Here is a 360-nt window from a genome sequence, read left to right as displayed (position 1 = left end):
TAGACTCGGGCCACCTCGCCCCAGCCTTCCGTCCACAAAGTATTTTGCAGTGCAAATCGCCTATTGGGTGCAATCTGCGATTGATTCCGGCGGGGTAGGCAGGATATCCATAGCTCCCGAGATTGGGGTGTTGGGGGAAATCATGGGCAGTTTTTCGATATGGCATTGGCTGATAGTTCTAATCCTTCTCGGCTTGCCATTGTTGTTTGTCTTGAGGGCGCCGCCAGCCGGCGTCAATCGTTTCGGTGACACCCCGCCGTCGATGAATTTTGGTGAAGCGATTGCAAGCTTTTGCCGAAATTATGTGAACTTTTCCGGCAGGGCCAGTCGCTCGGAGTGCTGGTATTCCTACCTCTTCAT

At 53.1% G+C, this 360-nt stretch carries 1 pseudogene; it reads left to right on the top strand.

Annotation, left to right across the window (positions count from 1 at the left end):
* Window positions 1–142: 142 nt before the first annotated feature.
* A pseudogene (locus tag EN808_RS36860) lies at window positions 143–360 on the top strand (DUF805 domain-containing protein); the annotation flags it as partial.

Source organism: Mesorhizobium sp. M8A.F.Ca.ET.165.01.1.1 (assembly GCF_004792065.1).
In the GTDB taxonomy this organism is placed as follows: Bacteria; Pseudomonadota; Alphaproteobacteria; order Rhizobiales; family Rhizobiaceae; genus Mesorhizobium.
Note: the sequence above shows the minus strand (reverse complement) of the source record. Positions and strands in the feature narration are given on the sequence as shown.